Annotated in this window: 10 protein-coding genes and 2 pseudogenes; 6 read left to right on the forward strand and 6 right to left on the reverse strand. The window is 34.3% G+C overall.

The window, feature by feature from the left end; translation table 11 throughout:
• A partial coding sequence (locus tag AC1DJR_RS10330) for a serine hydrolase domain-containing protein (protein WP_477002547.1) occupies nucleotides 1–721 on the reverse strand: 721 nt, incomplete at its 3' end.
• 270 nt (nucleotides 722–991) lie between these two features.
• Here AC1DJR_RS10330 and AC1DJR_RS10335 point away from each other — a divergent pair.
• Nucleotides 992–1,215 (forward strand): annotated as a pseudogene (locus tag AC1DJR_RS10335) (hypothetical protein).
• Nucleotides 1,216–1,309: 94 nt separating this feature from the next.
• Here the strand turns inward: AC1DJR_RS10335 and AC1DJR_RS10340 are convergent.
• Complete coding sequence (locus AC1DJR_RS10340; RefSeq protein WP_477002548.1) at nucleotides 1,310–2,551, reverse strand: MFS transporter; 1,242 nt, start codon at nucleotides 2,549–2,551, stop codon at nucleotides 1,310–1,312.
• Between the two features lie 97 nt (nucleotides 2,552–2,648).
• On the opposite strand from AC1DJR_RS10340, the gene AC1DJR_RS10345 reads away from it, so the two are divergent.
• The 3 genes from AC1DJR_RS10345 to AC1DJR_RS10355 all read left to right on the forward strand — a co-directional run bounded on the left by AC1DJR_RS10345 (nucleotide 2,649) and on the right by AC1DJR_RS10355 (nucleotide 4,776).
• Nucleotides 2,649–3,500 carry a LysR family transcriptional regulator gene (locus tag AC1DJR_RS10345; RefSeq protein ID WP_477002549.1) on the forward strand — a complete coding sequence of 284 codons (852 nt, stop codon included), beginning with the start codon at nucleotides 2,649–2,651 and terminating at the stop codon, nucleotides 3,498–3,500.
• Complete coding sequence (locus tag AC1DJR_RS10350) at nucleotides 3,493–4,005, forward strand: DUF3916 domain-containing protein (RefSeq protein WP_429687903.1); 513 nt, start codon at nucleotides 3,493–3,495, stop codon at nucleotides 4,003–4,005. Before AC1DJR_RS10345 ends, AC1DJR_RS10350 begins: the two co-directional genes overlap by 8 nt.
• 93 nt (nucleotides 4,006–4,098) lie before the next feature.
• Nucleotides 4,099–4,776: a YdcF family protein gene (locus AC1DJR_RS10355; RefSeq protein ID WP_477002550.1), complete on the forward strand. Its 678-nt coding sequence runs from the start codon at nucleotides 4,099–4,101 to the stop codon at nucleotides 4,774–4,776.
• A gap of 196 nt (nucleotides 4,777–4,972) precedes the next feature.
• Here AC1DJR_RS10355 and AC1DJR_RS10360 read toward each other — a convergent pair whose 3' ends face one another.
• The 4 genes and pseudogenes from AC1DJR_RS10360 to AC1DJR_RS10375 all read right to left on the reverse strand — a co-directional run bounded on the left by AC1DJR_RS10360 (nucleotide 4,973) and on the right by AC1DJR_RS10375 (nucleotide 7,671).
• A complete protein-coding gene (locus AC1DJR_RS10360) occupies nucleotides 4,973–5,095 on the reverse strand; it encodes a hypothetical protein (RefSeq protein WP_429687901.1) in 123 nt (40 codons plus the stop codon).
• A gap of 205 nt (nucleotides 5,096–5,300) precedes the next feature.
• Nucleotides 5,301–5,576, reverse strand: a pseudogene (locus AC1DJR_RS10365) (hypothetical protein); the annotation flags it as partial.
• Nucleotides 5,552–7,168, reverse strand: a complete 1,617-nt coding sequence (locus AC1DJR_RS10370) for an FAD-dependent monooxygenase (RefSeq protein ID WP_429687900.1) — start codon at nucleotides 7,166–7,168, stop codon at nucleotides 5,552–5,554. The pseudogene AC1DJR_RS10365 and the gene AC1DJR_RS10370, both read right to left, overlap by 25 nt.
• Nucleotides 7,169–7,539: 371 nt before the next feature.
• The gene (locus AC1DJR_RS10375; protein ID WP_429687899.1) at nucleotides 7,540–7,671 is read right to left on the reverse strand and encodes a hypothetical protein; all 132 of its coding nucleotides are present in this window, start codon (nucleotides 7,669–7,671) and stop codon (nucleotides 7,540–7,542) included.
• Between the two features lie 66 nt (nucleotides 7,672–7,737).
• Between AC1DJR_RS10375 and AC1DJR_RS10380 the strand changes: the two genes are divergently transcribed.
• Nucleotides 7,738–8,082, forward strand: coding sequence for an ArsR/SmtB family transcription factor (locus AC1DJR_RS10380; RefSeq protein ID WP_060749152.1), 345 nt, complete (start codon nucleotides 7,738–7,740; stop codon nucleotides 8,080–8,082).
• 30 nt (nucleotides 8,083–8,112) lie between these two features.
• Nucleotides 8,113–9,075 (forward strand): NADP-dependent oxidoreductase (locus AC1DJR_RS10385; RefSeq protein ID WP_477002551.1); only part of this gene is annotated, 963 nt, incomplete at its 3' end.

Here is a 9,075-nt window from a genome sequence, read left to right on the forward strand (position 1 = left end):
GAGTTGCACCCATACCAGATTCATTCATTTCAACAGGAGTAAAAATGTTTTCTTTCACATATTCAGCAAGCGGTTTATTCGATATCTTTTCTACAATATACGCAAGTACCATATAATTATAATCTGTATATTTCCATCCTGTCCCTGCAGGAAATTGCAACTTTTGCGCTCCAATCCACGTTACTAACTTTAAACGTGATGCCGCATCAACACTACCTTGTCCCTGATCTGGTAACCCGGACGTATGTGTTAACAAATTTCGTAACGTAATGTTTTTATCTGCTGGAAACGATGGAATATACTTATTTACATTGTCTTCAATATTCAATTTCCCTTTTTCTCTTAGCTGTAATATAGATATTGCAACTACTGTTTTCGTTATGGAACCGATGCGATATTTTGTTCTTGGCGTTGTTAAAACTTTATCTTTTATATTCGCATACCCGTAGCCTTTTCGTAAAACCACATTATTTTTATCCGTTACGAGAACCGTTCCGTTAAATCCTTTATCTTTTAAATATTGATCGAGTTTCGTTGCTGCAATATCATAACGTTTTTGCTGATTCGCATCGACTTTCGGTTTATCATTTTCAAATTTATTCTTATAACCTGAAAATGCCTTCAAATTATATTTCTTATCTTTATTTGCATATATTAGTGCAGCGACACTCCCACAAAAAACAGCAAAAATAAAGAAAACAATTAGCCATTTCTTAAACATATAGGGACCCTCTTTTATCCAGTTTCACTTTATACTTTTCCATTCTATTCCTATTCTATATCTATTAATTTCTAAACATTTTATAATTATATCCTCTATCTATCATTCATTATATTACACTAGATTCCTTTTTCTCACACTCAAATTTTGACTACTCTCTATTGTATTTCTTYTTTGTAAAATTTCCACCTTACAATCGGATACATCCAACTTGAATTTCAATTTCTTATGTAACATTCGCTACACATTAACAAGAATGGAGGYGTTAATTTGAAAAATACTGATAAACGCAATCGTTTATATGATTTGATATTTCATTACCGAGTAACAAAAACATAGTTATAATCTAATATACCAGAAAATAGATTATGATTTTAAAAGGAAATGACGTTGAAAAAGTTTTAAACAAAATAACTCGGGCAAATAATAAAAAAGAAAAACAACTTATTATGGCTAAAATTACAGGTAACTTCAAAAGAGGAAATGAACGCTAATGAAAATGAATCTCATTTMTAAMTTGATTATACARCATATAAAAAAAGAAATGTCACTCCCACGACATTTCTTTAGATTTTCTTCATAAAAGATTTACATTTTTAATATTCTTTTACTKTTACATAAATTYACCGCTGAGATACTTAGTAATGCGGCTATACTCATCCATGCATATGTGTACCCTTTTCCATCTACAATATACCCAAAGAAAGCAGGCACACAAATAATAGCAATCTGATTAAGCGTAAGCGCAAAACTCACTGTCAAGCCTAACGATTCCTCACTTGCAGACTCAGCAACTTCAACCATAAAAAGACTAAACCAACCGATTGCAAAGAACCCTAACAATCCGCTCACCCAAAATAATACCTCAAGTGTCATTGTGTGTGTGCTCATTACAAAAACTAAAATTAAGCCAAAAGAAATACATATACATATAAACAACGGTGTACGACGATCCCCTTTGTAATATGTATCACTTATTGTAGCTAATATAATTCGGCCTATCATTCCTGCAAATAGCATAACTGAAAATACTTTCCCTGCTAAAATAGGTGTTATCGATTTTTCAACAGCTAAAAATTTCATAAAATGTCCGACTAATATCATTTGTAACGAAATCATGCAAATACCTGTAATAAAAATTGGATACAGCTTTTTTTTACATACCACCTTTTTTAACTGTATCCAAAAAGACAGACTTACATTTTCTTGGCTAGTGTGTTCCCGGGTGTACGATTCCCTATAAAATATGAAAAACAATAACCCGCTTACTATACATATAGTTGCAATAACATTTATCGTATAAGCTAAACTAAATTTAATTGTAAACAAAGGGATTATTACTCCTGCAAACGCTCCGCCAATAGGTATACCAGCTTGCCTAATTCCCATAGCTAATCCACGTATTTCTTTCGGAAACCATTTCAAGATTACTTTACTTCCCCCTGGCTGGGATACGCTATAAAAAGTCCCTATTAAAAGAAGGACAAATAATAGCCCAATAAATCCCCTTGCCGTATGAACAAGTAAAAGTGCCCCTCCAAGTAACACAGAACTCGCTCCAATTAATATTCTTTCGTTATATCGATCAAGCAACCTTCCGGCAAAAAGCATACAAAAAAGTGGACCAATGTTCACGGCACTTATTAACAAACCAACTTGCATATTCGAAAGTGCATATTTTTGTTTCCAAAATAAAGCGAACACCCCTACGCCATATGTTATAAGTGTTGCACTTGCCTGTGCTACCGTTGCCAAAGCTAATATGATCCATTTATTAGAACTACCGTACCTTTCAATTTTTTCTTCAATTATCAACGTTATCTCCCCCATATMCCTTTCATTGTATGRAGGTTCTGATATCATGTAAAATAAACATCAAGAATAGAATCCATCAAAAAAATTGATACCTTTTTCGGAGGGATGATATGTGGACATTAAAGATTTAACTGTTTTTTACGAAGTWGCGAAAGAAGGAAATATATCTCAYGCCGCTAAAAAYTTAAACTATGTACAATCWGGYGTAACGATGCGYATAAAACAACTAGAAAACGAATTAGGTRTRCCWTTATTTTATCGRAACGGAAAAGGCGTTACTTTAACTTCTAACGGAGAAATTTTATTAACATATGCAAAACAAATCATCCATCTAATCGATCAATCCATTCAAGCTGTCCAAAGTAACGGAACCGAGCCAAAAGGCACGTTAAAAATCGGGTATACAGAATCGACAACAGCCGTTCGTCTCCCGCCTATATTAACGACCTATTATGAAAAGTATACAGAAGTTGAATTAATTCTAGAAACAAATACGACAGACCAATTAACTCAGCTCGTTTTAGAGCGAAAACTAGACGGGGCTCTTATCGCTGGAAATATTCAGCATACTGAACTTCATACACTTTCATTTCGAGAAGAAGAACTCGTTCTCATTAGCAAGACTCCTCTATCTTCCTTTAAAACAATAGAAGAACTGAATTTACTCGCTTTTAGTCAAGGTTGTTATTACAGAAAACTATTAGAAAACTGGCTTCAAGAAGAAGGGATTTCACCTAAAAGAATACTAGAGTTCGGAACAATTGAAGCAATACTTGCATGTGTAAAATCAGGTATGGGTACGGCTATTATGCTGAAATCTATTATTCCAGATTACGAACATGGTTTATCTTTAAATACATTACCAAATCACTTTAGAAAGGTTCCTACTACCTTTATTATTCGAAAAGATATTTTCCACTCAGCTGCCTTGCAAAAATTTATGGAGATGATCAACAATGCGTGAAAAGAAAATACGTGGAATGAAACGAAAAACAAAAACTCTTATAAAAAGAATTGAAGACTCTACTAAAGCATTTCCGTCTACTTTCTATAACGATGAATACTGGCATATGCCTTTACCAGGCTCTCAAGCTTTTATCGATTCTAGTACAACACCTAGGAAAGTAAAGCGATTGTGCATTCAAACCCTGTTAAATCAAGCGAATCAATTAATGACAATGAAACCGAACGATACAAATACATATCGAGTCGTTGTTATGATCAAAATAGCAAGCTTATGGAACTCACAAATCATCATATTTAAAAACGATGACTACTTTCAAAATTTTTTCAATAGAGATAACGAATTTCAAAAATGGATGCCTCTTTCCAATGAGTCCGACTTCAGGCATGAATGGAAAATATCAATTTCTAACAGCATCCAAACATTGCATTTCCAAGAGATAATCAAGGATGAAGATGAATTTTATGATGAAGTAGAACTTTTGTTTATAGGAGAGTTATCATAAAAGGGGAACTGTCAAATGAAAACCTTCCCTTTTTCCACTAAATAACATCGCTATATAATGAATTTAACGTTTCACTATATAGGAGGTTTTCATATGGTAATCCCAAAATAYCCTGAAGTCCCAYATCTTACGAAAAAACAAATTGAARAAATAACCGAAATCRCTTTCCTAAAARAAYCAACACCACAACAGTGTGATGCGATTTTCGTTTTCGGTGGTTCCCATCCTGGTAATTGGCAAGCTCCTCTACATGCTTATCAACAAGGTTTAGGTGCACAAATTATCGTCACAGGTGGTACTAGTTTACATGGAATGAAACATCCAAACTGGAATTATGGAGAGTTATCAGAATCAGAAGTAATTGTTAACAAGTTAATTGAACACGGTGTACCGGAAGATGCTATCATTTTCGAGAAAAACTCTCTCCATTCTATCGCAAATGTAATTGAAGCTAAGAAGATCTTTGATTTTACAACAATTAATAGTTTACTATTTGTATGTAAAAGTTTAGGAGCAGGCCGGCAATATAGAGTATTAAAAAAACATTTACCAAAACATATAACCTATATTCCTTACACATTTGATACAAACTTTGATGGTGAATATGTTATTAATAGATATAATTGGATGGAAAATGAAAAAAGTCGTTCTATGATTTTTGGCGARTACTTRAGAAATGTTTGYTACGGCCGAAAAGGTGGAATTGAGCCTCCTGAGAAAGAAGTTGAAGGGTTAGAAAAATACGTATCATATTACCAACATCTTGCATAATATTTTTTCAACATAAAAAATATCGGGAAGCCAATATAAAGGCTTCCCGAACATTCTAATGATACATAAATAACACTAAAATTACTTTTCCTTTTTCATTCCCCCACATTTCAACAAAGAATAGATATTCATCTGGGAAATCTTCTAAAGATACTGGTTCTTCAGCAAGACAAATATTATAGTGATATTTTATATCTCATTCTGCTCTCACATCATCTATTGATTCACGCTCTAAATTACTTTTTCGATCGTCAAAATAATTGGATATAAACACTTCTTCTATTCCACCGTTATAAATCATTTGTTTCAGTTCTGCCAACGTAGGATTATTAGGATATATTTTATTTGAGACTACGATGTCATTGTTGTATAACCGCTTACTCTCATTGTCTATAAAATAACCTTTTCTTCTCATATTTCTCAGTCCTTTATGTGCAGTTTATTATATAGATACAATATTGCGAGCGGTATATTATCATAGAGTCCTACCTATTGTACACATATTAAGCTAAAACAGCTGGCGGTCATAATTGTGTGCCTTTCCCCATACGCGCTAATACCCAATCATCGTAATACCACATTTCCGTTTGACGGCGACTCATCATATAATCCCAACATACTTCACGCTCAAATTCGATGATTTGTCCGTCACCATCAATTGTGACCCAGTTAAAACTTCCGTTATTATGCATCATCTTTACCCATAAAACAGGAAAATCCACAGTTTGTCCCTCGGCAACATAATGCCTCATTTGTTTTTCTATACGAAGCAAAGTTAAGCCATTCGCATATTGTTCATTACCTCTTTAAGTACTACATCTGGATTTACTACCGCTTTTTCCGTACCCCATCCTATAAACCCATCAGGTCTAATCAATACAGCACCTCCATGCCCTATCCCATATAATTCACTAAAAACATTTTCTTGAGCAACAAAGTCTCCACTTAAACCAACCCGAAATACTTTTATATTTACTCCTAATTCAGATGAAACGTCACGTGCAGCTTCAGTCCAAGCACTAGGCTCAGCTCCAGTAAGTAGCACAAAGTTGCTACCAAATAGATCAAGTATAGAAACTTCTTTTCCTTCATAAGTTCCCCAAAAATGTGGCGCACGCGTTCCTGGGCGTCCATTCAAATCAACTATATCCATTCTATGCGGAGTGTTACATTCGTCTATAATTGCTTCTGAGCAATACTGATAACCAGCAGTAACAGCTAAACTATCCATATTACTCAAATTACCTACCTCTCTGCCCGCAGCACGAAATAACATACTACTCGCATGGTCCGTCGTTAATTTCGCAACAGGATATCTCTCGTCATGATACGTTTCTAACAATTTTGGATTTGCTTTACCATTTATAACCGCAGCCAATTTCCAAGCTAAATTATGTGCATCTTGTATTCCTGTATTGGAACCGAATCCTCCTGTTGGCGGCATAATATGTGCCGAGTCGCCAACTAAAAAGATGCGATTGTCCTGAAATTTTACCGCTGTACTTTCACTCGCTTCCCACGGCAAAACACTTAATATTTCTGGCTTAATATCCATACTTCCAATTGCAGTTTGAATAATTTGTTTACAGCGTTCTAGAGTGAAATCCTCTGGTCTCTCTCCTTGTATTGGATCATAAGCCACATGGTATATCCATTTCCTTACGTTATCGACCGGAATAAGTGCACCAAGAACTTCTGGATGTCGTATCATAGTAAAACCAAATGCGTCTCCTTTTATAAATCCACTCAAATCCGCTTCAAAATATATGTTCATATAATAACCACCGATCGTACCACGGCCCTCGGTTAAAATCCCTAACTCTTCACGTATTTTACTTTTCGCTCCATCTGCTGCAATTACATAATCACAATAAATAGTACTCTCTTCTTTCGTGTCACGATTTTGAATCATTGCTATTACTCCGTTTTCATTTTGCTCATAAGAAACTAGTTCATGATAAAAAGATAGATTTCCGCCTAACTTTTGCGCGTATTGTAGCATCATCTCTTCTAAAGTAATTTGATAACAAGCAGTTTGTTTTGATGGGCTAATCTCTTCCACTTTACGAACTAACTTTTCGTTATTTTCATACTGCGCCGCCCTTATTTGTTCCAATTCTTCATGCTTTACCTCAGCTATTGTTTCAACCGCAATTCTCCCATGACAATTCTCTAATGCTTTACCAGCTAATCTAATTCCTTTTTCTAGACCTAATTCTCGAAATAATTCCATCGTACGAAAAGTAATCCCGCCTGCTTTCGGATGAATCGCAGTAGACGGATGCCTTTCAATAAGTAAGTACTCAATGTTCTGTTTTCCAAGAAATAACGCAGACGCTAATCCTGATAATCCCCCTCCAACAATTAAAACTGGTACATGTCTTGATTTCATATATTTTCCCTCCACATTTGTTCTTCTGAGCTCAGTGAAATAAATATAATCAAAAAACCAACAAAAATATAGACTTATATTTCATTTTGAATTATCATATAGATAGATTACGCCCCAAATTACTTTTATCCTTTAATACATCTACAATTCACCTAAATTGTGTGTGTATTAAAGGATAAAATAGAAGATCCTACTTTACGTTGAACTCTTTTCTGACGAAGGCATCAAAAATAATAAAAACATTATAAGCGGTCGTAACCCTATAGATTATAGAGGGTTACGACCGCTTATTTTTTTGAAATACCTTCTCCTTTATAACCTTTATCATCTATAGAAAACGCATTGTTAGATCTTTTTCTATTTCTTAAACTTCATCCATTGTCGTATGTAAATCTTCCAATTTCTTTTCTATTCCCTATAATAAATGCTCCACGATTTTCAATACGTAAAAATTGATTCGTCTCGATTTTCTTTCTCAATATTGCATCGAATACAGCAATCATGTAGCATTACCGTATCGATACAATGGTTCATCATCTTAAACCTTTCGACTAATTATTGGAGGTACAGTGATTGAAATGAATAAACAAGAACAATTAAATGTCATTAAAGAAGATTTTATTGATTGTCAAAAAGTATTAGTAGCAATTGGTGATGAAACACGTCAAGCTATTTTGTTAGTTCTAATGAAAACGGAATGTCAAACAGGATTACGTGTAGGAGAAATTACTAAACAAACACACCTTTCTCGACCAGCAGTATCACATCACCTTAAAATTTTACGAGAAGCTGGCATTATTTTAATGCGAAAAGAAGGTACAAAGAATTTTTATTATATTGATATACGTACAAAATTAAGTTTATTAAAAAACCTTGTATTAGATATTGAGAAGTTATTGCAAGACTTTTATTGAAAAAAGATACGGTATTTGGAGGTATAAGAAATGAAAGCAATGATAATTGATAAGTATGGGAAAGTCCCAATGCGTATGACAGAGGTACCTACTCCTGAAATAAATGAGTATGAGGTGCTCGCGGAAATTCATGCAGCTAGTATTAACCCAATTGATTTTAAAATACGCGATGGAAAAGTAAAGATGTTACTTAAATATGAAATGCCCCTTATTCTTGGTAATGACTTTTCTGGTGTCATTGTAAAAGTTGGAGCAAAGGTGACTCGCTTTAAAGTTGGTGATGAAATATATGCACGTCCAAGAAAGAATAAGATTGGTACTTTTGCGGAATATATAGCCATTCATGAGGATGATGTAGCCTTAAAGCCAAAAAATTTAAGTTTTGAGGAAGCGGCGTCGATTCCACTCGTTGGCTTAACATCATATCAAGCATTACATGACATCATGCACTTACAAAAAGGACAAAAGATTTTAATTCACGCTGGATCCGGTGGTGTTGGTACTTTCGCTATTCAATTAGCAAAAATAATGGGTGCTACTGTTGCAACGACTGCTAGTGAAGCTGGTGCGAATTTAGTAAAATCTCTTGGTGCAGATGAAATTATTAATTACAAAACAGAGAAATTTGAAGATATACTAACAAATTATGATGCGGTATTTGATACAATTGGCGGTACAACACTTGAAAAATCATTCGATATTATAAAAAGCGGTGGGAATATCGTTTCCGTTTCAGGAATGCCGAATGCTCGCTTCGGTAAAGAATTTGGTTCAGGATTTTTTAAAACACTCCTATTTTCATTGGCCAGCAAAAAACTTACTGCACTTGAAAAAAAGCATAGTGCTCAATATTCATTTTTATTTATGAAGCCAAGTGGGGATCAATTACGTATTATCGCAAACTATATTGAATCCGGAAAAATCAAACCTATAATCGACCGAGTTTTTCCTTTTGAAGATGCTCAAAAAGCAATGGAATATTCGGAGTCTGGA

It is taken from the genome of Bacillus sp. 05T31, from assembly GCF_056396725.1.

Bases quoted from the DNA above. Each gene is read 5' to 3' on its own strand.
- AC1DJR_RS10370 (WP_429687900.1), bottom strand. From the start codon at position 7,168: ATGAAATCAAGACATGTACCAGTTTTAATTGTTGGAGGGGGATTATCA.
- AC1DJR_RS10350 (WP_429687903.1), top strand. From the start codon at position 3,493: ATGCGTGAAAAGAAAATACGTGGAATGAAACGAAAAACAAAAACTCTT.
- AC1DJR_RS10375 (WP_429687899.1), bottom strand. From the start codon at position 7,671: ATGATTGCTGTATTCGATGCAATATTGAGAAAGAAAATCGAGACGAAT.